Here is a 25630-nt window from a genome sequence, read left to right on the forward strand (position 1 = left end):
CGGTATTCGTCTGGTAATGGAAATTACCCGGCACACTTGATACAAAGGGAGAGCTGTTTAGCTCTCCCTTTTTGTTTGTGCTGGCAATGTGAGAAGGATCCCTCCATGCAACTGCCCATCTATCAGGCCGACGCCTTCACCTCGAAACTCTTCAAAGGCAATCCCGCCGCCTACGTGCCGCTGACCCGTTGGCTCGACGACGCCCTGCTGCAAAAAATCGCTGCCGAGAACAATCTCGCCGAAACCGCCTACACCGTCCCCGCCGGCAACGGCTTCGAACTGCGCTGGTTCACCCCCGGCGAAGAAGTCCCCCTGTGCGGCCACGCCACCCTGGTCACCGCGCACCTGCTGTGGACGGAACTGGGGTTCACCGACGACGAGATTCACTTCTTTACCCGCAGTGGCGAGCTGATCGTGCGCCGGGATGGCGAATTACTGGCTCTGGATTTCCCCGCGCAGAACATCCAGCCAGCCGGACTCGGCAAGGAATATTCCGATGCACTCGGCGCCGAGCCGCTGTCGGCCATGGAAGTGGCCGGCTCCAATGACCAGTTGTTGGTGGAATTTACCTCCGCAGAAGTCGTTGCCAGCCTCGAACCCGACATGCGCGCCGTCGCCAACCTGCCCTACAAGGGGCTGATCTGCACTGCGCCGGGCAATGAATTCGACTGTGACTTTGTCAGTCGTTTCTTCGCCCCGGCCATCGGCATCGATGAAGACCCGGTAACCGGCTCCGCCCACACTTACATGACTCCTTTCTGGGCGGAAAAGCTGGATAAAACTGCGCTCAAGGCAAAGCAGATTTCGCCACGGGGTGGTGAGCTGGATTGTGAATTGAAAGGTGATCGGGTGATTATGCGGGGCAAGGCGGTAACTTATTTGCGTGGACAAATAAGCCTGTAGGTAGAAAAGAAAACTGAAGTCTCCGCGAAGATGACGCTACCGGGGCAGCCTTGCAAGACCTTCCGCGAGAGGGACCTCGCGGAAGAGCCCCCAGGGATGGGTTCACGGCGTGTCTCACAAGTTTGCACCCGGTAGCGGCGCCGCCACCCAACCTGCTACGGAGCACACAAAGGACTACCAATAATGGTAATGCAGCCGCTCATTCTTCCGCGGCCCATCAATCTGCCAGATCAACTCAATCTCATCCGGGTGCAGAATCAAGTCAGCGGTATAGGTATCTTCACCGCACAAATGCGGAGACTGATGACGAAACCCATGCTCCGTCACCGGAACAAGATTGAATAACAATACGGGCTCTTCCCGCCGCAAATGCTCAAGGCGCACAAAATCAACACAGCGCGTCCAGCGGTAGGTGTTCTGCAGATCGATCTTGTGGCCATCGACATCAGTAAACTCCGCCCGCTCCGCAAACAGAATATGCGCACCGAAACTGGCGACCTCCACCTCGCCGCGCCCATGCCCGCGCCAGTTGGTCTGGGACCCCGGCCCGTTGCTGGCATTAAAACTGAAGGCGCGGACCTGCTTTAGCCGCTCAACCAATTGCGCCAGCGCCGACAAAGCTTTGTAATCCACCAGAGCATTCACCAGACACCACACCTATTCATGATTTTACTGATACTCGTCACCCTCCTGTGGGCCTTCTCGTTCAGCCTGATCGGCGTCTATCTCGCCGGTCAGGTAGACAGTTACTTTTCCGTACTCACCCGGGTACTGCTCGCCACCCTGGTATTTCTGCCCTTTCTCAACTGGCGTACCCCACCGCGCACCGCCCTGACATTGATGGCCATTGGCGCCATACAGCTGGGATTGATGTACCTGTTTTACTACCAGTCCTTCCTGCTGCTCAGCGTACCGGAAGTCCTGCTGTTCACCATCTTCACCCCGGTGTACATCACCCTGATCTACGACCTGATGGCGCGCCGGTTCTCTACCTGGAACCTGCTGGTGGCCGCCATCGCCGTACTCGGTGCCGCCATCATCCGCTGGAATCATCTCAGCGGGGACTACTGGACCGGCTTTCTCGTGGTACAGGGCGCCAACCTGTGCTTTGCCACCGGTCAGGTGGCCTACAAGCAGTTTATGCAATCCAGGTACAACAGCGGGTCTGCACTGGCGCCCCGGCAGACCTTCGGCTGGTTTTTTATCGGCGCCAGTCTCGTGGCTGCCTGTGCCTGGCTGATACTCGGCAAGCCACAGTACCCGAGCAGCGGTGTGCAATGGGGCATCTTGCTGTGGTTGGGTGCCATCGCCTCGGGCGTCGGATATTTTCTGTGGAACAAGGGCGCGACCCAGGTCTCCCCCGGTACCCTGGCCGCCATGAACAACGCCCTCATCCCCGCCGGGCTGCTGGTCAACCTGCTGATCTGGAATCGGGATGCAGATCTGCCACGGCTGGCGCTCGGCGGCGCCATCATTGTCGCCGCGGTGGCCCTCAGTGAGTGGCGCGGCCGGGCGCGCAAATGAGCGTGGGCACCGACTGCTATAATTGCTGCCGGATGCGCGGCGCGGGATAGCGCCGGACTTGTTCGCATCTACCGCGCACAAGGAATTGTGAATGATGGACGCAGCGGAAAGCCCTCGCAGCGATGCCACCGAGTGAATCATCCCGCCTGTGGCCCCGCTGCAACCACCTGTTACTCGCCTCTGTGCTGGCGGGAGTGACTGCCTGCGCCCCACTGGGACCGGATTTCCGCGAACCGGACATGACCTGGCTGTCTGCCTGGCAGCCGGATCTGTACGGCCAGACCTACCAGGACCCCAATGCCGCCGATATCAGCCAGTGGTGGCAACGCCTGGGCGACCCCATTCTGAACAATCTGATCGCCCTTGCCCGCAGGGAAAATCCGGGCCTGCAGCTGGCTGGCCTGAGCATTCTGGAAAGTCGCGCCGCGCTGGGAATTGCCGTGGGTCTGAAATATCCACAGGTCCAGCGCATAGACGGCGCCGGCGCTTATGTCTCCGAATACCTGCACGGGGGACCGGACGACGATCACCGGGACTACCGCACCGGCGACATCGCCTTCAATCTGCAGTGGGAGATGGATTTCTGGGGCCGTTTCCGGCGCGGTATCGAATCTGCTGACGCCGCCTTTTTTGCCTCCATCGCCAACCAGCGGGACGGTCAGGTACTGCTGGCCGCGGAAGTGGCCACGCTCTATTACGGCTACAAGACCACCCTGCAGCGTATTGATATTGCCCAGCGCAATATCGCGTTGCAGGAACGCAACGTGGAAATCACCCGCGAGCTGTTTGCCAGCGGCCAGCAATCCGAGCTGGACCTGCAGCAGGCCCGTACCCAGTATCTCGCCAGTCTCGCCACCATCCCCACACTCCGGCTGACCCAGACGCTGCAACGCAACGCGCTCTGTGCCCTGCTGGGGCGGGCACCGGGGGACCTGCCAGAACTGGCCGGCGCCGATGAGCGACTGCCGCACATTCAACAGATTCCCCTTGGGCAGATGCCGGTGAACCTGCTCCTGCGGCGGCCGGATGTGCGCGCCGCGGCGTGGGACGCCGCCGCGCAGTCAGCGCAGATCGGCGTCGCCATGAGTGACCTCTACCCGGCGATTTCCCTGTTCGGCACCCTGGGTTGGGCGGGCACCAGCCTCAAGGGACTGCCGGATGTCTCCACACTGGCCGCCGGCCCCGCGCTCACCTGGAATATTTTCAACTACGGCCGCCTGAAAAATAACGTGCGGGTGCAGGATGCGCGCCTGCAACAGCAGTTGGAAATCTTTCGCGCCACGGTACTGGAGGCCGCGCGGGAGATCGACGACGCCGCCAGTCGTATCGCCCAGACCGACGCCCGCCAGGGCATTCTCGACGAGTCCCTGGAGGCCGCACAGCGCTCCCTGGAAATTGCTAGTCGCCGCTACCAGGAGGGCTATTCCGATTTTCAGCGGGTACTGGATGCCCAGGCCGCCGTATTTGCCCAGTCGGATCTGGTGGTGATCAACCGCGGTGACCATGTAGCTGCCATTATTGAACTGTACCGATCCCTCGGCGGCGGCTGGCGCGACGCCACCGTCGACGACCTGATCCCCGCGGATACGCGCTACCAGATGCTGGAGCGCACCGACTGGGGCGAACTACTTGAGGAACCACTGCCCGCCATCGATGCGGGCACAACGCCGTAATGAATCAACGCGAACCGGCCAGTTCCAACCCACCGGGGCAACAAACCCTGGACGAGATCGCCGCGGCACAATCGGCCGGCGGGGAGCCGCCGGTGCCCACCGATACCACGGCTTCCTCCGATGAACGGCCTACCGGGACCAGCGCAGCAACTGCGTCAGAATCTTCCCCTCCGGAAAACCCCGCCCGCGCCGTGGGGCGCGGCGCAAAACTGTTGCTGGCGCTGATTCTCGCGTCCCTGTGTCTGTACCTGCTCGCCGACCGCTTCACCCCCTACACTTCGCAGGCGCGTGTGCAGGGCTATGTGGTCGGGGTTGCTCCCAAGGTCGCGGGGGTGATTACCGAGGTATGGGTGGAAAACAATCAGCAGGTCCAGCAGGGGCAAAAACTCTTCGCCATCGACGCCACCCAGTACGAACTGGCGCTGCAAACCGCGCGCGCCAATCTCGACAACGCCTGGCAGCAGGTGGCCGCCGGTGATGCCGTGGTGGAACAGGCGCGCGCCAACCTGCGTGCCGCCATTGCCGGCCGCCTGGAAGCAGAGCAGGACTACACGCGTATGCGCCACCTGCGCGCCAGTGACCCGGGTACCATTTCGGTCCGCCGCCTGGAAATATCCCGGGCCAATCTGGAAAAAGCTCGCGCCAATGTCGTCGCCGCCGAGGCAGCCATACAACAGGCCATCGAACAGAAAGGTGGCGATTCCGAGCACAGCAACTCGCTGTTGAACGTTGCGCGCGCGGCGGTGAACGAAGCACAACTCGATCTCAACAACACCACGGTAATCGCACAAAAGGATGGCATCATTACCGATCTGCGCGCCGAGGTCGGACGCTATGCCGGCACCGGTAATGCAGTACTCACCTTGATATCACGGGAAGATTTCTGGATCAGCGCGGACTACACCGAAAACAATCTGGGACATCTGCAAAAAGGCACGCCGGTAGAAATTCTGCTGGATTCCCTGCCGGGCAGGGTACTGAAGGGGCGCATCCTGGATATCGGCGCCGGCGTCAATGCCGGACGCACGCCAACGCCGGGGGCACTGCCGGAAATCCGCAACAACCGCGACTGGCTGCGACAGGCACAGCGCTTCCCGGTGCGGGTAACCTTTGACGAAACACCCCCACCGGAGGTGCTGGCGCAGTTGCGCATTGGCGGCCAGGCCTCGGTAATAGCCTACAGTGACGACCACTTTATCCTGCGCCAGCTGGGAAAACTCTATATTCGTATCATGAGCTACCTGTCGTACGCCTACTGACCCGGATTGCGTTTACAACGGACCCCTCGCACGGCAGAGTGAAGTATTTATTCCGCGCCCTCCTCCCCGCGCGGGCTGCGCAAGCGCAGCCGGCGAAAGCCGCGCACCACCAGTTCTTCCACCACCAGCATCACCACTACCACCACAATCAGGGTGACCACCCCGTGCCACGCCCCATGGAAGCGGACATCCTCGTCAAACACAAACGCGATCGCCTCCAGAATCACAAACTTGGAACCAAATAGAACCAGCCAGGCACAGAAATAGCGCAGAAAACGGGCAAATCCACTGGAGTACTGTTTGAAAAATTCCGCCACCCGGTGCTCTACCGCAATGGTCAGTTTTAGCAGCAATTGCAGCAGTACCGCAGCCAGCAGCGAGATACTGAACGACTTGATTTCAACGTTATCGGAAAACTCCGCGAACAGATTGAGCACCACCAGGTCCACAAGGACACCGTTGTAATACAGCAGAAACAGCCGCTGCGCATTGGTCGGCGTTTCCGCCAGCTCCGCACGCAGAAACGACATCGTGGATTTGGTCATTGATAGACTCCGCAGACATGCCCCGAAAATACTCGTATTGCGGCAAAGCGAACGCAATATGGCCTCAATTCGAGCCGAGGAAAGAAAATTGATGCTTAACTACTAGAGTAGCTTCTTCTTTCGCGATGCCGGGCGTGTACCCACCTCTCCAACGCGACCTGGTGACTCATGCGAGACGTCCGGTAACCTGGAAGCACAGAAAAAGTGTTCAGTTCAGGGCGAGAAAGTGGAGAAATATCAAATGCCCTCTTCCCCCCCGGTTCCGGACAACGCCATCCGTGGACCAGTACTGACATTCACCGGCGACCCATTCGCTTCCAGTGTGGAAGAGACCATGCGCTATGAGTCGGACGCCATCGTGGCATTTGGCGATGGTGTCATTACGCACTTCGGTCCCGCGGAGCAGATTCAGTCGCAGCTGCCGGAGACGGTAAACGTACGCAACTTCGGAGCGGACGCGCTGATCACCGCGGGCTTTCTCGACAGCCATGTACATTTTCCCCAGACACCAATGATTGCCGCGTTTGGCGAGCAGCTGCTGGACTGGCTGAACCGCTACACCTTTCCCACAGAACGGAAATATGCCGACAAGGCCTTTGCCGCTTCCGTGGCAAAGGTGTTTCTCAATGAGTGTCTGAAAAACGGTATCACCACCAGTTGCGTGTACTGCACCGTATTTCCTCAATCCGTCGATGCGCTGTTTCAGGAGGCGGAACGCCTCGGTATGCGTATGGCGGCGGGCAAGGTATTGATGAACCGCAACGCTCCGCACGACTTGCTGGATACCACCCAGAGTGGTTACGACGATTCCAAGGCGCTGATCAACAAGTGGCACAATCGCGGTCGCCTGATGTACGCGATTACCCCCCGCTTCGCGCCCACCAGTACCGCGGATCAACTGGATTCCGCCGGCGCACTGTGGGACGAGTTCCCGGACTGCTATATGCAGACCCATGTATCGGAGAATATGGACGAGGTGGCCTGGGTAAAAGAACTGTTTCCAGACCGCAAAGGCTATCTGGATGTGTATGACCACAGCAAGTTGTGTCGCCCACGGGCGGTGTTCGGACACGGGATTCATCTGACCGAAGACGAGCTCTGCTGTATGCATCACACCGGCTCGGCCATCTCCCACTGCCCCACGTCCAATTTTTTCCTCGGCAGCGGTTATCTCGATGTGTATCGCGCGAAAGATCCCAGACGCCCGGTGCGCGTAGGCATTGGCACCGATCTCGGTGCCGGCACGTCGTTTTCGATCCTTGCCACACTGAACGAGGCGTACAAGGCGGCGCAGCTGAATGGCAAGGCACTCACCGCGGGGCACGCCTTTTACGTGGCTACCCGCGGCACGGCACACGCCATGTATATCGACGACAAGGTGGGCAGTATCGCTCCGGGAATGGAAGCGGATCTGGTCGTGCTGAATATGAAATCCACGCCACTTATTGATTACCGTATGCAGTTTGCCGACAGCATCCACGAAGCATTATTCGTACAAATGACACTGGGTGACGATCGAGCGATCCAAGCCACCTATATCGCCGGCAAGTTACAGTATCAGCAGGCCAGCATCTGAGTCCGCCGATGTGTATTCACCACGGGAGCGACTACAGAAGTCACAACTTGCCACTGGCCGCCCGTCGTTGCTATCGGCTCGCTTTCGTCACCACGCTGTCACTGGCATTGTGCTATGGGCTCGATATTGGTATTCCCTTTGTCGCCCCGGTATTTGCCGTACTGGTAGCGTCCGCGCCTACGCCGCCTCCGGATGCGCGCGCGGCCCTCGGCCTGGTGCTGTTTATGGCCGCAGCGCTGACCATCGGTATTTTGATTGGCCCACTACTTCAGCAGGCGCCATTCACCGCGCTGCTGATCATTACCGCAGGTACCTACTTCAGTCACCGCCTTGCCATCAGCGGCGGCAAACCATTGCCCGCCACCCTGCTCGCACTGGGTTTTACGGTCATTCCCGCAGCCGACGTGGCGAGCTCGGCCCTTGCGTCGGCCCTGGTGGAGGCGCTGGTACTCGGGCTGGCGATTGCCATTTTCAGTCTTTGGATGGTGTACCCCTTTTTTCCCGAAGACACGGCTCCGGCCCGCCCGGAAAAATCGGGTACGGTTTCCGACGATCACTGGTTATGCCTGCGCGCCACCCTGGTGGTCCTGCCCGCCTTCGCCTTTACCCTCACCAACCCCACCACCAATCTGCCATTTCTGGTGAAGAGTATCCTGCTGGGGCGGGAGGCTAGTGATTTGCAGTTGCGCCACGCGGGCCGCGAACTGGTCGGGTCGACACTGGCCGGCGGTCTTCTGGCCATTGCGGTCTGGTGGTGCCTTGGCGTTGCGGTGGAGCTGTGGTTCTTCTGTGGCTGGATTCTGCTGGTGAGCCTGTTCGTGGCCGCAGGCTGCTACCAGGTATTCCGCAACCGCTTCAGTCCCGGCTTCTGGAGCAACACGCTGATGAATATGCTGATATTGCTCGGCGCCGCGGTCCAGGACAGTGTGGTGGGCAACGATGTGTACCGGGCATTTCTGGTGCGCATGTCGCTGTTTCTGCTGGTCGCGGTGTACGCACTGATTGCCATGCAACTGCTGGAATGGTGGCGAAGGCGTCGCAGGCAGGCACGCAACTTCCGCCGCAGCCAGTAACACCACAAAAAAATGAAAACGCCAAGTGGTAAAACTAAAAGTGATTCAGGAAGACGGGAATCATCAGGGTATTGGCCAAGTCATACCGGTAATGCGCGGCACCTATTCCATAAAACCGGGGTTTTCACGGACAGATAAAGAAGGTTTAACGCCGCTTGCCACCGTCGGAATTATTCCGCGTCTACGCTTGAAGGAGTCTTGCGCGAGGTTACCTTTTGCTGAATCTGCTGCTGATTTTTATTCCGGTCGCGGTCGCCCTGGAATACCTGGCACCGGGCCAGCACCTGCTGGTGTTTGCCGCTTCGGCCCTGGCGATTCTGCCCCTGGCCGGCTGGCTCGGTCGTGCCACGGAGAATCTGGCGGAGCACGCCGGCGAGGGAGTGGGTGGACTGCTGAACGCCACTTTTGGCAATGCCGCAGAATTGATCATTGCACTGGTGGCCCTGAAAGCGGGACTGCACGATGTGGTCAAGGCTTCCATCGCCGGCTCGATTATCGGCAACATTCTTCTGGTGCTTGGGGCTTCGATGCTGGCCGGCGGCATGAAGCACCACCAGCAGCAATACAGCTCCGAGGGCGCCCGCTCTCAGGCGACCATGCTTACCCTCGCCACCATCGGCCTGATATTGCCCGCGGCCTACTCCTTCTCCGTTGCCGAGCAGGTTCCCCGGGGGCTCGGCTTTATCAGCATCACCATTTCCGTGGTGCTACTGGCGGTCTATGTACTGTTTCTTCTCTACTCCCTGATCACCCACCGCGCACTGTTTGCAGGCTCGGTGGACTTTTCTGACGACGGCGCTCACAAGCAACCCTGGTCGGTAGGCAAGGCGCTGGGCGTGCTCGCCATTGCCACAGTTTTTATTGCGTGGATGAGCGAAATTCTGGTGGGTGCCGTGGAGCCCGCCGCAGAAGAGCTGGGCCTCAGCAATATTTTCGTGGGCGTGTTTATTGTTGCGATTCTTGGCAATGCGGCGGAACACGCGTCGGCGATTACCGCGGCGATAAAAAACCGGATGGATCTGTCGCTGTCGATCGCCATCGGCTCCGGTGTGCAGGTGGCACTGTTTGTGGCGCCACTGCTGGTATTGCTCAGCCTGACCATCGGCCCGCAGCCGATGGATCTCGCATTTTCCGGTGGGCTGGTATTGAGCATGCTGCTGGCGGTGCTGATCACCGGACAGATTGCCGGGGACGGACGCTCGGACTGGCTGAAAGGGGTGCAGCTACTCAGTGTGTATCTGATCCTGGGGCTCACCTATTTTGTTATTCCCGATCAGATGGCACCTTGAGGGCCGCGTATGCCACAGAATGACAAGGGCCGGAAAACATACCGCTACGGCGATCTGCTGAATGCCAGCGGCGCAGGCCGCCGCACCCTGGATATCCACGCCGTGCTCCCGGAACCCGAGCGGGACGAACAAGGGCGTATTGTGCGTCTTCCCCAACCGCCCGTCTCTCTCACATCCAGTGAAGTTTCCAGAATTCTGAAGCCGTATTTTTCCGTGCGCTTTCGCGAGCAGCTGCGCGCGGTGGTGCCCCTGGCCGCCTATCTGGCGCTGTTCCAGATTATCGTGCTGCGGCAACTGGTGGAAGACCCGTGGCTGGTCACCGGTGGCCTGCTGGCCGTGATTGTGGGCCTGATGTTTTTTATGGAAGGGCTGAAACTCGGCCTGATGCCCTTTGGTGAAGTGATCGGTGCAACCCTGCCGCGCAAGGCAGCGCTGCCGGTCGTTCTGCTGATTACCCTGCTACTGGGTATTGGCGTGACCTTTGCCGAGCCCGCCATTGGCGCACTGAAAACCGCGGGACAGAATGTCAGCGCGGACAAGGCGCCCTACCTGTATCTGGTGTTGAACCAGATGGCCGACACCCTGGTACTGGTAGTGGGGGCCAGTGTCGGGCTCGCCGCAGTGATCGGCACACTGCGTTTCCTCTATGGCTGGAGCCTGAAACCGCTGGTCTATACCGCGCTGGTACCGGTGCTCGGCCTCAGTCTCTACGCCGCCAGCCAGCCGCAGCTGGCGTCCGCGATCGGGCTGGCCTGGGATACCGGAGCGGTCACTACCGGGCCGGTCACGGTACCGCTGGTCCTTTCCCTCGGCATCGGTATTGCCACCGCTGCGGGCAAAGGCGACTCGGGGCTTTCCGGATTTGGCATCGTCACCCTGGCGTCGCTGTTCCCGATCGGCGGGGTACTACTGTTGCTGATTACCCTGTCGTTCACCACCTCACCGGCGGAAATCAGCCAGCTCGCCGCCAGTGTCAGCACCACGGAAAATCTCACTCCGCCCTGGTATGCGCGCAGCCCGGGTGTGGAAATCCTCATGGGTATCCGCGCCATTCTGCCACTGGTGATCTTTCTCTTCCTGGTGCTGCGGTGGATGCTGAAGGAGCCCCTGAAAAATCGTCGGGAAGTATTTCTCGGTATTTTCCTCACCATTGTCGGCATGTGTATTTTCAATATCGGCCTCACCTACGGACTGTCGAAACTGGGGGGCAGTGCCGGCGGCATGATGCCAATGGCATTTATGGCGATTCCCGGTCAGGAAGACTCACCACTGTACACCTATGCGGTGGGACTGGCACTGGCGCTGGTGTTTACGTGGGTGCTGGGCTTTGGCGCCACCATTGCGGAACCGGCACTGAATGCGCTGGGTATCACCGCGGAAACGCTGACCAACGGTGTATTCCGCAAACGCACATTGATTCTCTCGGTTTCCGTGGGCGTGGCCTTCGGGATCGCGCTGGGGCTCGCCAAACTGATTTTCAATCTCCCACTCCTGTGGTTGATTCTGCCCTGCTACCTGGTGGCGGTGATTCTGACCTGGCTGTCCAGCGAGGCGTTTGTGAACGTCGCCTGGGATAGTGCGGGTGTCACCACCGGGCCGATCACCGTGCCACTGGTGCTGGCACTGGGGCTGGGCTTTGGCAGCGCGGTGGATGCCGTGGAAGGTTTCGGCATTCTTTCCATGGCCTCGGTGGGACCGATTATAACGGTCATGATATCCGGGCTCTGGTCGCGCTACTGCGCCCGTGCTCAGGCCCGGGCCGCACAGAAAAAGGAGCCATCCGCTGTTTCCACACTTGAGGAAATAACATGACCGATAAAACCATCACTTACCTGACCGATGCGGTGCAGATCACCGCGGTAGTACAGAAGGGTCGCAGCGACGACATACTGCGCGCCTGCCGCGATCTCGGTGTCGCCGGCGGTGTGGTGCACCTGGCCCGCGGCACCGGTGCGCGCGAGCGCCTCGGCCTGTTGGGCATTGCGGTGGAAACGGAAAAAGAAGTGGTGACCATGGTGGTGGCCGCCGACCTGCGCGAACTGATCGCCGAGACGATCTACCACACCGGCGGCCTGGACGCACCCGGTGGCGGTTATCTGTATATCAGCCAACTGGAACGCCTGGCCACCTATATTCCACAGGAAATTCTGGCGCGCATGGACGACGCAAAAAATGTCAGCGCGGATAGTCCCTCATGACAGCGACAGCAGTGAAGACCTCACCAACACTGGAACCCGCCTTTTGCATTCGCGTGATTGTGCCCGATGACGGTACCGATCTGCGATTGATGAAAGCGCTGTTGGAGGAGAAAGGCATCACCCGTGCCCACAGTGTGTCCTTGCGGGCGGTGGGCATGTTGCGGGAGGCCCGCAGCAAGCGCGGACACCTGCCGGAATCCGCACTCGCCAGGCTGGTGGTTACGGTTGTGGGGGAAAGTGAAGCCGAGGCACTTTTCGCATTTATCTGCGAGACCGCGCACCTAAACCGCAATGGTGGCGGTCTCGCATCTATGCAGAAATTACAGGGAGCGAGTATCTATGCCCTTCCCCGGGACCTGCCCCTGGACCTGCCCAAGGAAACCGGGCATAGCGCGGAGCCTCTGTAGCGCCGACTAGTCAATACAATCAGACCTTCGGCCATGCATAACCTGCAAACTGCGCCCGCAAATCCTTTTTACTGACCTTGCCGGTGGCGGTGTGCGGAATCTCCGCGACAAATTCACAGGCTTCCGGAATCCACCAGCGCGCCACCTTGCCGGTAAAATGCGCCAGTAACTCGGCCGGATCCGGTGACTCGCCTTCTTTGGGTACCACCACCAGCAGCGGGCGCTCGGTCCATTTTTCGTGGTAAATTCCGATCACCGCCGCTTCCGCTACCTGCGGATGGGTCATGGCACAGTTTTCCAGTTCAATGGAAGAAATCCACTCGCCACCGGATTTGATCACGTCCTTGGTGCGATCGGTAATCTGCATATAGCCATCGGCATCAATGGTGGCGACGTCTCCAGTCTCAAACCAGCCTTCGGCGTCACAGGCATCGGTGTCCGCCTTGAAGTAACGCTGAATCACCCAGGCGCCGCGGACTTTTACCGCGCCGGATGCTTTGCCATCCCAGGGTAAGGCCACATCATTTTCATCGACAATTTTCATGTCCACGCCGTAAACCGGGCGCCCCTGTTTAAGTCGAACCCGGGTTTTCTCTTCTTCGTCCCAGCAATCCATATGAGGCTTCAGGGTATTGTAGGTTCCCAGCGGGCTCATCTCGGTCATTCCCCAGGCCTGCTGTACGTCCACGTTGTAGTGTTCGCGGAATTTGTCGAAGACGGGTTGCGGACAGGCGGCACCACCGGTGGTCAACCGCTGCAGGCTCGGCACCTTGTGCCCGGATTTTTCCAGATAGTCCAGCAGTGCCAGCCAAACGGTCGGCACGCCGGCGGATACCGTCACGTTTTCTTCATTGATCAGTGTACACAGGGTCTGACCGTCTCCCATTTTCGGCCCCGGCATCACCAGTTTGGCACCCACCATGGGGCCGCTGTACACCAGGCCCCAGCCATTCACATGGAACATGGGGACAATAGGCATCACTACATCCCGTCCGGACAGGCCAAACGAATCCGGTAGCGCAGAGCCGTAGCAATGCAACACGGTGGAGCGGTGGGAATAAAGAACACCTTTCGGGTTTCCCGTGGTACCCGAGGTGTAACACAGGGAGCAGGCGGTTTCCTCCTCCAGTTCAGGCCATTCGAATTCGTCATCTTCATCCTCAATCAGACTTTCGTAACAAATCAGATTGGGCAGACGGGATTTTTCCGGCATATGCGCTTGGTCGGTCAGTACCACAAAGCCTTTTACCTGGGGCAGCTTCTCAGCCAGTTTCTCCAGCACCGGTACAAACATCACATCCACAAACAGGTACTGGTCTTCGGCGTGGTTGATGATGTATTCCAGCTGCTCCGGAAAAAGCCGGGGGTTGATGGTGTGACACACCATACCCGAGCAGGAGATCCCGTAGTACAACTCCAGATGACGGTAGTCGTTTAACGCCAGGGTGCCGACGCATTCACCGCGTTTTATACCCAGTTTTTCCAGTGCATTGGCCAGTTTGCGTGCGCGCCCGAAGGCCTCGGCGTAGGTATATCGGTGGTAAGGGTTATCGGCGGTCACCGACACAATTTCGCTACCGCCATAAACCTTATCGGCAAACTGCATAATATTGGTAATGGTCAGGGGCAGGTTCATCATCTGGCCGTACATGGGGTTTCCTCTCGTCAAATTTTTTATTCACAGACAGCAGGGGGTCAAGCAGCTGTCCAGCTCTTCAATAAAAACGTCTGCCATCGGCCAGGGCCCATAGCCCGACGCCGGGTTCAGGTGGCCCACGTCACCGAGGTTGACCAGCTTGCTGCCCCATGTAGCCGCCATGTGTCCGGCAGCATTGAAGGACGCCAGATAGTCATTGGTGCTGGCGGCAAGGATGCTGGGAAATGGCAGTGGCTGTTGCGGGAGCGGTTCCCAGCCCTGTTCGCGCAGGGTATCCGGTGTCGGGTACTGGGGTGGCCAGTCTGCCTGCATATCCGGTGGCGCCGCCAGCAGTGCACCCTTGATCTCGCGGGTGTAACGGGCCGCCCAGTGGGCAACCATCAGGCACCCGGCGCTGTGGGCAACCAGGATGATGTCACCGCTGATACGTTCAATCTGTCGCTGGATATTTTCTATTCGCGCATCGCAGTCCAGCCGGTTTTCTGTGAGTGGCGGCACACTGCACACGCGCTGCAGTCTGCTCTCCAGGTGTGTCTGCCAGTGCTCTTCCACGTGATCGCGCAACCCCGGCACGATCAAAACGGTCGCTTGTGTTTCCATTGTTCACCATGCAAAAAAGTGGGGCCTCCACAAAATTTTGATCCGCCCCAAAAATGAAGATTTATTTATTTAGATAAGTGGCAAGCCTCAGAAGTGCATACGCGCAGTCAATCCGAAGGTGCGTGGCGTTCCGGTGTAGGCTTGATAGGAAGCGCCGCCATCCAGCTTCGATGCGATCGGCGAGGCGGTTTTCTGGACGAAATACACCTCGTCGTGCAGGTTGCGCACCCAGGTGGAAATATCCCAGGTATCGTTGCGCCAGCCAGCACGCAGGTTGCCCACCCAGTAGGCGTCTTCCTGGTGACGGGGATCCAGTTCCGAGCTGTAATTGGCATCACCGGTAAAGCGGTAGTCCACCCGGGAATAGAAATCCCCCCCTGCCAGAGGCTGCTCCCACTCCAGCGCGAGGTTACCGGTCAGTTTTGGCGCAAACGGCAGTAACTCGCCGCTCAGGTCACACTGGCCAAGAGCATTTTCTGGCGTGCGGCCGTAGTAACACTGTCCACCGGTGTAGGTATCGTATTTGGCCTGGATGTAGGCGAGGTTTGCCACACCAGTTAGGTTTTCACTGAACAGCCAGGTGGAGTCCAGCTCAATGCCATCCACCACCACTTTTTCCGCATTGTTTACCGCAAAGGCGAGGCCGATAAAGGTGGCATTCTGGAAATTGGTGTATTCGGTATGGAATACACTGCCGTTGATACGCGCACGGTTATCCCAGGTTTCGGTTTTCCAACCGAGTTCAACGTTGTCGATGTCTTCCTCATCGAATGGCCGCGCTTCCTCGGTGAAATCCCCCCACTGCAGGCTGTAGCCGCCCGCCTTGAAGCCGCGGGAGTAGGTGCCGTAAATCATGGTGTCGTCGTTGGCAAACCAGCTCAGGGTGACGTTTCCGGTCACGGCAGACCAGCTGTCGCTGTCTTCAAAATCGCTGGCGTCCGGGGTAAGCGAGCAGACAAGGTTGTTAAGCACACATCCCTGCGCGGTGGTAGTGTATTGCTCGACTTTGCCGTCTTTCGCATCCATCGAGTAACGCAGGCCAGTGTCCAGTTTCAGGCTGTCGTTGATGTGATACCCGAGGGTGCCGAAAATGCCGTAGCTCTCGGTATCCTGCTCGGCCAAGACATCGCCAGTATCCCCTTCACTGCCGAACAGCGTCGGGCGGAATTGCTCGGGTACCCCGAGTACCGAACCGACCACGTTGCCGAGCATGGCAATATCCGACTGCAGCTCAAATTCCGCGCCGTTGCGGTCGCCGCGGGTAAACCCGTTGTTGTAATAAAAACCACCGAGCAGCCACTCGAGGCTGCTACCGGTAACGGACATCAAGCGCAACTCCTGAGAGAAAGAGCGCCCTTCCTGCATGTCATTGAAGACCAGCAGATCCGATGGCATCTGCTCCACGCCATACATGAAGTTGCTGGAGGTATAGTCCTCGAACCCGGTAATGGCATTGAACAGATAGCCATCCCCGGAATACTCAAATTGCAGTACGCCGTCGGTCACCTGCTGATCAAAATCATTGGTGCCCATCTGTTCGATGATGCGATCGGACGGATCGTTATTGATCACCGGACTGCCAGCCCCAAACTGGGACATGGCTCCGGCCACGGTCACTACCGTGGGGCTGTACCAGGTGTCTCCCAGCATGGTGTTCATATGCCGCTCCATGCGGCTGAGGATCAGTCGGGATGTCAGGTTGTCGGAGAGGTCCGCACTCAGCTGGACCCGCAGCGCCTGTCCGTCCTGACTGTCGCCACCTTCGCCCAGGGTGTTTTCGATCATCTGGTCGCGGCGCGTACTGGAAACACTGACGCGACCATTGACGCCATCGCTGATCGCGCCATTGACGGAACCCTTGAACTGACTCAGACCCTCGGAGCCAAAACCGTATTCCGCCATACCGGCAAAGTCTGGGGATGGCGCTTCGGTATTGACGATGATGACGCCAGCGCTGGCATTTTTTCCGTACAGGGTACTCTGGGGGCCTTTCAGTACTTCCACCGACTGCACATCGACAAGTTCCCCCAGGCCCACGCCGGAACGGGAGCGGAAGGCACCGTCGATGATCAACGCAGTATCCGGTTCAAAGGTGGGAATATTGCCCTCGTTGCCAATCCGACGAATCCGGAAGGTGGCATTGAGCGGGGAAAGGTTGCTGGTCACAATCAGCGAGGGAATCTGCGCGGCCACGTCGTCGACATCGCGGAATCCCGCTTTGCTCAACTGGTCTCCGGTCAGCGCATCCACCGCAACGGGAACATCCTGCAGGCTTTCGCTGCGCTTCTGTGCCGTCACCGTGACTTCTTCTATTTTCAGGTCTCTCGTATCGCCAGTTTCAGCCAACCCACTCAGGGGGTGAATCGCCAGGCCAACAGCAAGAGCCAGCAGCGACGGCTGTACCAGTCCAGTGGAATTATCTTTACCAGGATTGGTGCGTATCGATTTCATTATTGTCTCCTCAATTTGCTTCGGTGCCTTACACCAAAGCGTGACTGACCGAAACAAAATATCGACTTCAGTCAGCGTGTGGGGTGGTCCAGAACGCTCGGCCACGAAGTCACTCTAAAAGAGGGCGTACATTCGGACTTTTCCTGAGGCGACAGGGATTTTTCATTTGATGACACAACACCATTTTTTTGCATAGTTTTTGTGCGGGACAGTCACCAGAAAACCCCGGAGAGTGCGCTGACTTTTCGGGGTAGAGAAGAGGATAGTTATCGGAAGCGTTAAGGACTCTGTGATTAAGTCGGGCAGCTTACGGTTAGCTGAAATAGAGAATTGCCAGAACCATTGCCGCAAGTATTACGGTCTCAATCAGCATCAGCAGTATTGGCTTGAAACCCACCGTGGCCAATTCTTTCAATTGGGTTTTCATACCCAGTGCACTGATCGCAATAACCAGACACCAGCGTGAAAGATCATTGCCAAACTGCTGAACCGTCTGTGGCACCCACCCAGTGCTGTTAATGGCAGCAAGCAGTACAAACACCACAGCGAACAGTGGCAGTAGCGGCGGGCGCTTGCCGCCATCCTCCGCACCCTGCGCCCGTGCAATCATCACCACGCACAGAATGACCGGCAACAGCATGGCGATCCGCATCAGCTTTACAATAGTGGCGGTATCGCCGGCTTCCTGGGAAATACTGTAGCCGGCGCCCACTACCTGAGCCACGTCGTGGATGGTCCCGCCAAGGAAAATGCCTGCCTCCACATCGTCCAGCCCAAACCACTGCACGATCATCGGATAGGCAATCATTGCCATGGTGGACAGCGCGGAGACTCCCACCACGGTAAACAGGGTCGCGCGCTCTTTTGCCGGATGCGCCGGCATCGCCGCGGACAGTGCCATCGCCGCCGATGCACCACAGATCGCGGTGGCACCGCCGGTCAATACACCGAACAGAGACTGGAAACCAAAGGCGCGAGCAAGTAGAACCGAGACACAAATGGTTGCCGTAACAATACCGACAACCAGCACCACCGGGCCCCAGCCCAGTGACGCCACCTGCTCGAAGGTGATCCGCATCCCCAGCAATGCAACACCGATACGCAATATAGAGCGTGCAGTGAACTCAATACCTTCTTTACAAGCTCCGTCCGCGGCGAGGAAGTTCATCGCCATCCCCAGCAGCAAGGCAAACAACATCACCGGCGCAGCATAATGCTCGGATAGAAAACTTGCCGCAGCGGCGACTATGGTACTGGCAATGATTCCTGGCAACAGAACCTGCGTTCGCGACCGCACAGAAATCCAGGTAGCAGCTATCATGGGACAATCTCTCGCAGTTCGCGCGTTACACAGTTACTTCGCCGATTGCCGGCAAAGCGCGGTGTAAATTTTCTTCGAGGGTTAAATGCGTGAGTAACTGAATACCCTTCCGGTTTACATTAATCTGTATCTGAGGGAACGTTTCCTGAACCGTACCGACAGAAACTTCCAGATTCCGTTTCCCGCTAAAGCACCATGGGCAGACGAGTTCAAACACAACGTCGATCTGCAGATTATTCATACCGCGACAGCCTCATCACTGGCCAGGCGTACGCCATGTACATCGCGCAGGTAGTGGCGCTTGGCAAAAAAGAAAACCAGTGCAGACGCCAGACTCATAATCGGCACCAAAGCGAGTGCGTTCTCCAGACCGATTCCATCGGCGAGCATGCCGATAATAAACGGGCCGGGTGCCAGGCCGAGCAGATTGTTCATCAGTGTCAGGGTTGCAAATGCCGTCCCGTGAATTGCCGCATGGGTAAGATTCGCTACCATGGCGCCGGCGGGCCCGGTGGTCCCCGCCACCAGAAACATACCAAGGCCAATAAATACCAGCTGTACAGCGCCGGCTTCCAGGCGGAAACCGATGGCCAGAAGCAGGCAGCACAGCAGACAGTAGATAATCGCGAGGGAAATTTTACGTTCGGCGCGGTCACGACACAGCCGATCACACAGGCTACCGCAGACCACCATACCCGCGCCGCTGATCAACACAAAGACCGCTGCGGCCATACCCGCCTTGTCGGTGCCGAGATCGTAGTAACGGTTCATGAAACTTGGAATCCAGGCCATCAGTGATGCGGCGACAAATAATTGCAGACCACTGGCAACATAGGTGCACAATACAGAAGGGTTGTTAAACAGGCCGCGCAGGGATGGGCGCTGTTTGCCGCTCGCAGGCACTGCGGGCGTCACGCGTTTTTCGCGAATAATAATGGGATAGATGAGCGCGAGGACGATACCAAAAATGGCCATGCCCGCAAATGCCCACCGCCAGCCCAGGTGCTCTGCGAGCACGCCCCCCAGGGCCATACCTAACACCGAACCCAACATGCCGCCGGCCATAAAGGCTCCTGCCAGAGTGGCGCGCAGACTCGGCGGGAAAACGGAAATCACCAAGGCGATTCCCACACTGCCATAGGCGGCTTCACCAATCCCCACCAGAAAGCGCGCCGCAAACATTTCGGCGTAGCTATCGGAGAGAGCGCACATCAAGGTGGCGAGACTCCACAGCAACGCCATCAGGGTAAGGCTTTTTACCCTGCCCCAGCGATCGGCAAGAATGGAAAGCGGTACGGTGAGCAGGCCAACCATCAGGGCGACAATGCCCGAAAGGGAACCCAACTGGGCGTCGGTCAGCTGCCACTCGAGTTTGAGCAGCGGAAATACGGCATTGAGAACCTGCCGGGACATATAGTCGGAAATCAGCAGGCCAAAGGTAAGCGCAAAAATAATCCAGGCGTAGCGGCGCGAGACCGATACTACGGGTATATCACTGTCGGCATAGTGGGCCATGGCGGTTCCTCGCAGAATGCCGGCGTACAGAATGTGCGCGGTCGGTTCGTCACTGGCGGCACAGGGCCGCCAGTGCGAGGCTCAACAGCTGCGTTGCGGGATTGTGTGATCAATACCCGGGCAGCGGGACATTCTTCTGCCCCAGTTTGCGATTGGGGGCCATGCCATGGGCCGCAAGTGTTTCATTGGTATCCTTGTACCAGGTGCCAATACGGTAAATTTCCCGTGCTTCCTGTGCGTTGGCGACTTCGCGACCCAGCTCGTGAGAGAGGCGCACCAGTTGCTGGATCTGCGCCACCGAGGTCATGCGGTTGCCGTGCTGGTCGATCAGGGTATCCTCAATACCGCAGCGTGGGTGCAGACCCAGTGCCATGGCGATGGTGTTGATTGGCAACACATTTTTCATCAGGGATTCGAGGGTCAGACAGGCGCCGTCCGGCGCACGGCGGATGAACTCCATAAAGTTGTAGGGGTTGGGGCCGTCGAAACCGCCGGCAATGCCCACCCAGGTCAGGTTCAGCGGGCCGCGGTAGACTCCACGGCGCACCAGGCGCTCCAGGGTTTCCAGCGAGTGCATACCGGTAAGCTGGAAGTGCGGCTGGATTTCTGCCGCCTGCAGACGTTTCAGGTGTTCCTCTACCCAGCCCGGACCTGCGGGCACGGTCATTTCGCGATACGCTTCCCAGTAGGCTGGCTCACAGATGCTGGTGCCGGCGACATCTTCTTCATGCATCAACTCGGTGATGTTCATCTGCACGGTGTTGATGGCCACGGTCACCTGATCCGGCTTCGGCGTCAGTTCCGCGAGCATATGGCGAGTGTCGTCGGACAACCATTTGGCCTCCTGTCCCTCTTCCGGGGCAAAAGAAATGGAGCCACCCACCTGAATAATCATGTCCGGCACCGCTTCGCGCACCCCGGCAATCAGCTCATTGAATTTGGACAGGCGCTTGGAGCCTTTGCCATCAAGTTCACGCACGTGCAGGTGCAAGACAGTGGCGCCGGCTTCATAACAGTCCACGGCTTTCTGGATCTGTTCCTCCATGGTCACCGGAATGTCTTCCGGGAAATCTTCCGGCATCCACTCCGGACCGTAGGGCGCCACGGTGATAACAACTTTGTCTTGGTTCTGCGGGTGCAGGGAATCGTCTAGAAACTGCATAATTCACTCCTCATCTTTCGCAATTTATTTTTTTCGAATAATGATTCAGTAAGGCTTATCGCCCACGATGCCGGCGCGCTCCATCTTGCGGTGGCAGGCCGGATAGTCCATCACGGCGTAATGTTGGGTACTGCGGTTGTCCCAGATGGCGACACTGTGCGGCTGCCAGCGCCAGCGCACCTGGTACTCGGGAATCATTGCCTGACTGATCAGGTAGCGCAGAAGATCCGCACCACCCGGGTTCGCATCCTGCCCGAAGCGCACCCGCTCCGGGGTATGAAAGTTGGTAAAGTGCGTGGTGAAGGCATTCACAAACAGTATTTTTTCTCCCGTATCCGGGTGCGTGCGTACCACCGGGTGTTCCGCATCGGGAAACTGCTCTTTCAACGCGAGTCGCTTGTCGATGGGCATAGCCGCACCGAAAGACGCTTCGATGGAGTGCCGTGCACGCAGACCGTCGATCTGTTGTTTCACGTGCGCGGGCAACATTTCATAGGCTTTCACCATGTCGACCCACATGGTGTCTCCACCTACCGGTGGGCACTCGATGCAACGCAATACACAACCAAACGGGGGGGCCTCGCGCCAGGTGGCATCCGTGTGCCAGGCATTTTCATAGCGGTCTGCAGGCTGGTCCGGGCTTTTATAGATTCGCACCAGTCCCGGGTGGTCGGGATCCGACCCGGCTACCGGATGATCTTCCAGCTCTCCGAATCGCTCGGCAAACGCCACATGCTCCGCGCGGGAAAAAATCTGGTCGCGCAGAAAAAGAACCTTGTGCTCGACCAGAAGCTGTCGAATTTCCGCGAACAGCCCGTCATCGCCAACGGCGTCGGCGAGATTGATTCCAGAGAGTTCGGCGCCGATACTGCAGGTAAGCGGTTCAATGCGCATGATCGACACCTCAGATAACGAAAATCGATGAGCCGGTGGTCTTGCGCGCTTCCAGATCCCGGTGCGCCTGCACCGCATCCTCCAGCGCGTAATGCTGATTGATACCGATCTTCAACCGGCCGCTGCCCACCAGGTCGAACAGCTCGCCGGCCAGTGCTTCTTTCTCCGTCGGATCTGCAATGTAGTCGGCCAGTGCCGGACGCGTCATATACAGCGATCCTTTCATCGCCAATAGCTGCGGATCGAACGGTGGAATGGTGCCCGATGCGGTACCCACACAAACCATCAGTCCGCGGCGCTTCAGCGAGTCGAGAGACGCCATAAAGGTGTCTTTGCCAACACTGTCAAACACCACATCCACGCCCACGCCACCGGTCAGGTCGCGCACACCGGTCACCACATCTTCACAGCTGTAATTGATCACGTGATCGCAGCCGTGTGCCCGCGCGACTTCTGCCTTGGCTTCCGACGATACGGTGCCAATCACATTCAGGCCGAGCAGCTTGGCCCACTGGGAAACAATAAGGCCGACACCACCAGCGGCGGCGTGCAGTAAAATGGTATCTCCGGCCTTGAAGTCATAAATACGGCGCATCAGATAGGCGGATGTCAGACCGCGCATGGTCATGGCCGCCGCCGTTTCGTAGGCGATGGTTTCCGGCAGCTTGATCAACGGTGCGGCAGGAATCAGGCGCTCCGTCGAATAGGCGCCAAGGGTGTTCAGGAAACCGGTGTAGGTGACCCGGTCACCTACAGCCACATTGGTCACACCGGCACCCACTTCCATCACCACACCGGCCGCTTCCACACCGATACCGTTGGGCATGGGGATGGGATAGGTGCCATTGCGAAAATAGGTATCCGCGTAATTCAGGCCCACCGCTACATGGCGCAGACGCACCTCGCCAGGGCCAGGGTTCCCCACTTCCACGTTTTCAAGTCGCAGGACTTCCGGCCCCCCGGTTTCATAAAATCGAACAGCCTTGACCATTCCCAGGCCTCCTCTGATGCTTTTGCGTTTCGGTTAATCTGGCTTCTGGTATCTACTGTATGGTTTCCCCCTTTCCCTATCTTCACTTCCAGCGACATATACTTTTCTTTTCATGACACACTAAAATGGAAGAAAAACCGTCCGAGGATGGATAAATGACGAGCCAAATTCGCGCCGCCACGCTCAATGACTATGCCGCGCTGTCCCAGCAACTGGGCCTGAATTATCAAAGGCTGATGCATGAGGTTGGCTTGCGGCCCACGGTACTGGGGCAGGCGGATACGCGTATTTCGGCGGATGCCGTAGTGGATTTACTGGAGCGTTCGGCGGAGGAAAGTCAGTGCCCGACATTCGGCCTGCGGCTGGCGGAGTTTCGGCAGCTTTCCGATTTCGGCGTTATCAGTCTTTTATTGCCGCATTTGCGTACTCTGCGTGATGCGTTGAATACCACCATAAAATATCGCCATTTAATGAACGATGCTCTGGTGATGCATCTGGAGGACGCGGGCAATGTGGTGATCGTGCGCGAGGAAGTCGTAACCAGCAGCGCCCGCCCGTCGCGCCAGGCTACCGAACTCGCGATCGGCGTGTTGTTTCGATTGTGCGGTGCACTATTGAGCGGCCAGTGGCATCCGATCAGCGTCAACTTCACCCACAGCGCGCCGGCGGATCTGCAGGTGCACAAACGCATTTTCAATTGCAAAATCGAGTTCGGTTCCGACTTCAACGGTATGGTCTGCCCCACGGCAGATCTCGACAGCCCCAACCCCACCGCCGACCCGGCCATGGCCAAATACGCGGAAACCTATATCGCCTCACTACCCGGCTCCAAACAACTGCCGTTTTCCCATGAAGTGCGTCAGGCAATTTATCTGTTTCTCCCCATGGGCCGGGCGAATATCGAGCAGATCTCTCACGCTCTCGGTGTCAATGTGCGCACCCTGCAGAGGAAGCTCGAAGAAAGTGGCGAAACCTTTTCCGACCTGATCAACGAGGTGCGCCGCAATCTGGTGGTGCACTATATGGCCAACCCCAACTATTCACTCGGGAGAATTGCGGATATGCTCGGGTACTCGGTGGCAAGTTCCTTTACCCGCTGGTTTTCCAGCCAGTTTGGCATGTCCCCGGCGCGCTGGCGCGCGGAACACGACACGGATGAAAGTACACCGAACTAATCGTTGAAAGCTGTAGTTCAAATAAATTGCCACTCACAAAGGACGTACACCATGAGCGCTCGCAACCTGCCGGGAATTCAGCAACAGCTGCAGCAGCTGGTGGCCAGTCCCAGCGTCAGCGCCACCAATCCCAAACTGGATATGGGGAACCGCGGCGTTATCGACCTGCTCGCTGCCTGGTTGGAAACCCTGGGCTTCAAGATTGAAATCATGCCCATGGAAGACCAGCCCCATAAAGCCAACCTGATCGCCACCCTCGGTCGGGGCGACGGCGGACTGGTGCTTGCCGGGCACACAGACACGGTGCCCTACGACGACGATCGCTGGCAATCAGACCCCTTCAAACTGAGCGAGCGCGACAATCGCTTTTACGGGTTAGGCAGTACAGATATGAAAGGCTTTTTCCCGCTGGCGATTGAAGCCGCGAAAGCCTTTGCCGACAAAACTCTGCAGCAACCGCTGATCATTCTCGCCACCGCGGACGAGGAAACCTCCATGTCCGGTGCTCGCGCCCTGGTCAAAGCCGGGCTCCCCAAAGCCCGCTACGCCATCATCGGCGAGCCCACCGGCCTCAAGCCCATCCGCATGCACAAAGGCATGATGATGGAGCGGCTGCGCATCACCGGCCAGGCAGGCCACTCCTCCAACCCCGCGTATGGCGCCAGCGCGCTGGAGGCGATGCATACCGCGATGGGAGAAATTCTGAAACTGCGCGGAGAGTGGCAGCAACGCTACACCAATCCCGGGTTCGCCGTTCAGGTGCCCACCCTCAACCTCGGCTGCATACACGGCGGCGACAACCCGAACCGTATCTGTGGGCACACGGAACTACAGTTTGACCTGCGCCCGCTGCCGGGCATGCCGATGGACGAATTGCGCGGCGAACTGCATCAACGCCTGAAAAGCGTGGTTGGCGGCGAGAAAATCCATCTGCAAATGGATTCCCTGATCGGCGGCGTGGAAGCCTTTGAAGAACCCGCGCAATCCGAGCTGGTGCAGGCGGCCGAAACGCTGACCGGACACAGCGCCGAGAGCGTGGCCTTCGCCACCGAGGCGCCCTTCCTGCAAAAGCTCGGTATGCAGACAATCGTTCTCGGCCCCGGGGATATTGATCAGGCCCACCAGCCGGATGAATACCTCGGCCTTGAGCGGATTGATCCGATGGTCGAGGTGTTGAAGGGGATGATTGGTCGATTCTGTCTGTAGTGGCCCCAAAGTAAAACGCCTTGTGGCGGCGCCGCTACCGGGTACGGGCTTGTGAGACACGCCGTGAACCCATCCCTGGGGGCTCTTCTAAAACATCCCTGTTTTAGAAGGTCTCACAAGCCCGTACCCGGCATCGACGCCTTCGCGCGAACTATTGATACTTTTTCAGCCAAGAAGTAATAGGCGGAAAACCGCATAAAATACGGTATAT

The 25630-nt window shown here is 58.4% G+C and carries 23 protein-coding genes; 12 read left to right on the plus strand and 11 right to left on the minus strand.

What is annotated here, in order from left to right:
- Positions 1–105 precede the first annotated feature (105 nt).
- Positions 106–903, plus strand: a complete 798-nt coding sequence (locus tag LRR79_RS00245) for a PhzF family phenazine biosynthesis protein (protein WP_231758442.1) — start codon at positions 106–108, stop codon at positions 901–903.
- Between the two features lie 174 nt (positions 904–1077).
- Here LRR79_RS00245 and LRR79_RS00250 read toward each other — a convergent pair whose 3' ends face one another.
- Positions 1078–1548 carry a DUF6314 family protein gene (locus LRR79_RS00250; RefSeq protein WP_231758443.1) on the minus strand — a complete coding sequence of 157 codons (471 nt, stop codon included), beginning with the start codon at positions 1546–1548 and terminating at the stop codon, positions 1078–1080.
- 18 nt (positions 1549–1566) lie between these two features.
- Between LRR79_RS00250 and LRR79_RS00255 the strand changes: the two genes are divergently transcribed.
- The 3 genes from LRR79_RS00255 to LRR79_RS00265 all read left to right on the plus strand — a co-directional run bounded on the left by LRR79_RS00255 (position 1567) and on the right by LRR79_RS00265 (position 5359).
- Positions 1567–2427: a carboxylate/amino acid/amine transporter gene (locus LRR79_RS00255; protein WP_231758444.1), complete on the plus strand. Its 861-nt coding sequence runs from the start codon at positions 1567–1569 to the stop codon at positions 2425–2427.
- Between the two features lie 122 nt (positions 2428–2549).
- Complete coding sequence (locus LRR79_RS00260; protein ID WP_231758445.1) at positions 2550–4100, plus strand: efflux transporter outer membrane subunit; 1551 nt, start codon at positions 2550–2552, stop codon at positions 4098–4100.
- Positions 4100–5359, plus strand: coding sequence for an HlyD family secretion protein (locus LRR79_RS00265; RefSeq protein ID WP_231758446.1), 1260 nt, complete (start codon positions 4100–4102; stop codon positions 5357–5359). Before LRR79_RS00260 ends, LRR79_RS00265 begins: the two co-directional genes overlap by 1 nt.
- 47 nt (positions 5360–5406) lie before the next feature.
- Here LRR79_RS00265 and LRR79_RS00270 read toward each other — a convergent pair whose 3' ends face one another.
- Positions 5407–5904: a hypothetical protein gene (locus LRR79_RS00270; protein WP_231758447.1), complete on the minus strand. Its 498-nt coding sequence runs from the start codon at positions 5902–5904 to the stop codon at positions 5407–5409.
- A 241-nt stretch (positions 5905–6145) separates the two neighbouring features.
- Here LRR79_RS00270 and guaD point away from each other — a divergent pair, with 241 nt between their 5' ends.
- The 6 genes from guaD (at position 6146) to LRR79_RS00300 (ending at position 12447) form a co-directional block, all read left to right on the plus strand.
- Positions 6146–7480: a guanine deaminase gene (guaD, locus tag LRR79_RS00275; RefSeq protein ID WP_231758448.1), complete on the plus strand. Its 1335-nt coding sequence runs from the start codon at positions 6146–6148 to the stop codon at positions 7478–7480.
- Positions 7481–7527: 47 nt separating this feature from the next.
- Positions 7528–8553: a DUF2955 domain-containing protein gene (locus LRR79_RS00280; protein WP_231758449.1), complete on the plus strand. Its 1026-nt coding sequence runs from the start codon at positions 7528–7530 to the stop codon at positions 8551–8553.
- Positions 8554–8768: 215 nt separating this feature from the next.
- Positions 8769–9842: a calcium/proton exchanger gene (gene cax, locus LRR79_RS00285; protein WP_231758450.1), complete on the plus strand. Its 1074-nt coding sequence runs from the start codon at positions 8769–8771 to the stop codon at positions 9840–9842.
- 9 nt (positions 9843–9851) lie between these two features.
- A complete protein-coding gene (locus LRR79_RS00290) occupies positions 9852–11654 on the plus strand; it encodes a DUF1538 domain-containing protein (protein ID WP_231758451.1) in 1803 nt (600 codons plus the stop codon).
- Positions 11651–12040: a P-II family nitrogen regulator gene (locus tag LRR79_RS00295; protein ID WP_231758452.1), complete on the plus strand. Its 390-nt coding sequence runs from the start codon at positions 11651–11653 to the stop codon at positions 12038–12040. The genes LRR79_RS00290 and LRR79_RS00295 overlap by 4 nt, the downstream gene beginning before the upstream one ends.
- Positions 12037–12447 carry a hypothetical protein gene (locus tag LRR79_RS00300; RefSeq protein ID WP_231758453.1) on the plus strand — a complete coding sequence of 137 codons (411 nt, stop codon included), beginning with the start codon at positions 12037–12039 and terminating at the stop codon, positions 12445–12447. Before LRR79_RS00295 ends, LRR79_RS00300 begins: the two co-directional genes overlap by 4 nt.
- A gap of 19 nt (positions 12448–12466) precedes the next feature.
- Here the strand turns inward: LRR79_RS00300 and LRR79_RS00305 are convergent, their stop codons facing one another.
- From LRR79_RS00305 to LRR79_RS00345, 9 genes are all read right to left on the minus strand, one after another.
- A complete protein-coding gene (locus LRR79_RS00305) occupies positions 12467–14098 on the minus strand; it encodes a long-chain-fatty-acid--CoA ligase (RefSeq protein ID WP_231758454.1) in 1632 nt (543 codons plus the stop codon).
- A gap of 27 nt (positions 14099–14125) precedes the next feature.
- On the minus strand, positions 14126–14704 hold the full coding sequence (locus tag LRR79_RS00310) for an RBBP9/YdeN family alpha/beta hydrolase (RefSeq protein WP_231758455.1): 579 nt from the start codon (positions 14702–14704) through the stop codon (positions 14126–14128).
- Between the two features lie 87 nt (positions 14705–14791).
- Positions 14792–17155: a TonB-dependent receptor gene (locus LRR79_RS00315; protein ID WP_231758456.1), complete on the minus strand. Its 2364-nt coding sequence runs from the start codon at positions 17153–17155 to the stop codon at positions 14792–14794.
- Positions 17156–17468: 313 nt separating this feature from the next.
- Complete coding sequence (locus LRR79_RS00320; RefSeq protein ID WP_231758457.1) at positions 17469–18428, minus strand: YeiH family protein; 960 nt, start codon at positions 18426–18428, stop codon at positions 17469–17471.
- Positions 18429–18501: 73 nt separating this feature from the next.
- Complete coding sequence (locus tag LRR79_RS00325; protein ID WP_231758458.1) at positions 18502–18717, minus strand: hypothetical protein; 216 nt, start codon at positions 18715–18717, stop codon at positions 18502–18504.
- Positions 18714–19991 (minus strand): MFS transporter, encoded by a 1278-nt coding sequence (locus LRR79_RS00330; protein ID WP_231758459.1) that lies wholly within the window; start codon positions 19989–19991, stop codon positions 18714–18716. Before LRR79_RS00330 ends, LRR79_RS00325 begins: the two co-directional genes overlap by 4 nt.
- A gap of 109 nt (positions 19992–20100) precedes the next feature.
- The gene (locus tag LRR79_RS00335) at positions 20101–21153 is read right to left on the minus strand and encodes a BKACE family enzyme (protein WP_231758460.1); all 1053 of its coding nucleotides are present in this window, start codon (positions 21151–21153) and stop codon (positions 20101–20103) included.
- Positions 21154–21198: 45 nt separating this feature from the next.
- Positions 21199–22047 carry a TauD/TfdA dioxygenase family protein gene (locus LRR79_RS00340; RefSeq protein ID WP_231758461.1) on the minus strand — a complete coding sequence of 283 codons (849 nt, stop codon included), beginning with the start codon at positions 22045–22047 and terminating at the stop codon, positions 21199–21201.
- A gap of 10 nt (positions 22048–22057) precedes the next feature.
- The gene (locus LRR79_RS00345; RefSeq protein ID WP_231758462.1) at positions 22058–23038 is read right to left on the minus strand and encodes a quinone oxidoreductase family protein; all 981 of its coding nucleotides are present in this window, start codon (positions 23036–23038) and stop codon (positions 22058–22060) included.
- Between the two features lie 155 nt (positions 23039–23193).
- On the opposite strand from LRR79_RS00345, the gene LRR79_RS00350 reads away from it, so the two are divergent.
- Both LRR79_RS00350 and argE read left to right on the plus strand, forming a co-directional pair.
- A complete protein-coding gene (locus tag LRR79_RS00350; RefSeq protein WP_231758463.1) occupies positions 23194–24213 on the plus strand; it encodes an AraC family transcriptional regulator in 1020 nt (339 codons plus the stop codon).
- A 51-nt stretch (positions 24214–24264) separates the two neighbouring features.
- Positions 24265–25419 (plus strand): acetylornithine deacetylase, encoded by a 1155-nt coding sequence (gene argE / locus LRR79_RS00355; RefSeq protein ID WP_231758464.1) that lies wholly within the window; start codon positions 24265–24267, stop codon positions 25417–25419.
- Positions 25420–25630 lie beyond the last annotated feature (211 nt).

The sequence above is a fragment of the Microbulbifer elongatus genome (assembly GCF_021165935.1).
GTDB lineage: Bacteria > Pseudomonadota > Gammaproteobacteria > Pseudomonadales > Cellvibrionaceae > Microbulbifer > Microbulbifer elongatus.

Bases quoted from the DNA above. Each gene is read 5' to 3' on its own strand.
- LRR79_RS00245 (WP_231758442.1), top strand. From the start codon at position 106: ATGCAACTGCCCATCTATCAGGCCGACGCCTTCACCTCGAAACTCTTC.
- LRR79_RS00255 (WP_231758444.1), top strand. From the start codon at position 1,567: ATGATTTTACTGATACTCGTCACCCTCCTGTGGGCCTTCTCGTTCAGC.
- LRR79_RS00260 (WP_231758445.1), top strand. From the start codon at position 2,550: ATGCCACCGAGTGAATCATCCCGCCTGTGGCCCCGCTGCAACCACCTG.
- LRR79_RS00265 (WP_231758446.1), top strand. From the start codon at position 4,100: ATGAATCAACGCGAACCGGCCAGTTCCAACCCACCGGGGCAACAAACC.
- LRR79_RS00270 (WP_231758447.1), bottom strand. From the start codon at position 5,904: ATGACCAAATCCACGATGTCGTTTCTGCGTGCGGAGCTGGCGGAAACG.
- guaD (WP_231758448.1), top strand. From the start codon at position 6,146: ATGCCCTCTTCCCCCCCGGTTCCGGACAACGCCATCCGTGGACCAGTA.
- LRR79_RS00290 (WP_231758451.1), top strand. From the start codon at position 9,852: ATGCCACAGAATGACAAGGGCCGGAAAACATACCGCTACGGCGATCTG.
- LRR79_RS00295 (WP_231758452.1), top strand. From the start codon at position 11,651: ATGACCGATAAAACCATCACTTACCTGACCGATGCGGTGCAGATCACC.
- LRR79_RS00300 (WP_231758453.1), top strand. From the start codon at position 12,037: ATGACAGCGACAGCAGTGAAGACCTCACCAACACTGGAACCCGCCTTT.
- LRR79_RS00305 (WP_231758454.1), bottom strand. From the start codon at position 14,098: ATGTACGGCCAGATGATGAACCTGCCCCTGACCATTACCAATATTATG.
- LRR79_RS00310 (WP_231758455.1), bottom strand. From the start codon at position 14,704: ATGGAAACACAAGCGACCGTTTTGATCGTGCCGGGGTTGCGCGATCAC.
- LRR79_RS00315 (WP_231758456.1), bottom strand. From the start codon at position 17,155: ATGAAATCGATACGCACCAATCCTGGTAAAGATAATTCCACTGGACTG.
- LRR79_RS00325 (WP_231758458.1), bottom strand. From the start codon at position 18,717: ATGAATAATCTGCAGATCGACGTTGTGTTTGAACTCGTCTGCCCATGG.
- LRR79_RS00330 (WP_231758459.1), bottom strand. From the start codon at position 19,991: ATGGCCCACTATGCCGACAGTGATATACCCGTAGTATCGGTCTCGCGC.
- LRR79_RS00335 (WP_231758460.1), bottom strand. From the start codon at position 21,153: ATGCAGTTTCTAGACGATTCCCTGCACCCGCAGAACCAAGACAAAGTT.
- LRR79_RS00340 (WP_231758461.1), bottom strand. From the start codon at position 22,047: ATGCGCATTGAACCGCTTACCTGCAGTATCGGCGCCGAACTCTCTGGA.
- LRR79_RS00345 (WP_231758462.1), bottom strand. From the start codon at position 23,038: ATGGTCAAGGCTGTTCGATTTTATGAAACCGGGGGGCCGGAAGTCCTG.
- LRR79_RS00350 (WP_231758463.1), top strand. From the start codon at position 23,194: ATGACGAGCCAAATTCGCGCCGCCACGCTCAATGACTATGCCGCGCTG.
- argE (WP_231758464.1), top strand. From the start codon at position 24,265: ATGAGCGCTCGCAACCTGCCGGGAATTCAGCAACAGCTGCAGCAGCTG.